The sequence below is a fragment of the Bradyrhizobium sp. NBAIM08 genome (genome assembly GCF_020193935.1).
Lineage (GTDB): Bacteria > Pseudomonadota > Alphaproteobacteria > Rhizobiales > Xanthobacteraceae > Bradyrhizobium > Bradyrhizobium yuanmingense.
This window is the reverse complement of sequence record NZ_JADYVR010001269.1, coordinates 1-386: the sequence shown is the minus strand read 5'-3', so window position 1 is coordinate 386 and position 386 is coordinate 1. Positions and strand designations below refer to the sequence as shown.

General features: G+C 56.2%; 1 protein-coding gene. It reads left to right on the top strand.

The features are described 5' to 3' along the window. A partial coding sequence (locus tag I6F37_RS44465; RefSeq protein WP_225155053.1) for a hypothetical protein occupies positions 1-386 on the top strand: 386 nt, incomplete at both ends.

Sequence of the window (386 nt, the reverse complement as noted above, 5' to 3'; positions counted from 1 at the left end):
TTATGAAGGCCACCATTGTTGTTTTCGCGATGGCTGCGGCGCTGCCTCTGGTCACGTTGCGGGCCGCAGATGCGCGCCTCTTCGAGGGCATGAACCTGGAGGAGTTGAAGCAGACGCAGCAATTGAAAGAGATGCCCGAGATTTACGAACGCGACCCGGCCAACGGACGGCGCTTTCGATTGCGCAAAGCAGTCGTCCAGGTCCCGCTGGGCGCGGCCTGGCTGACATTTAATTCCGAACTGAACGTGTTTTATTTGAACGCGGTGCCCGGCGAAAATGCGGCGGCTTATTTCGGGCCAGTGGCGAACGACGCGTTCGAGCTTTTCAAACTGGAAGAGAAATTCATCGCGAAACTCCGACAGGATTACGCCGGCGATGTTTTATAT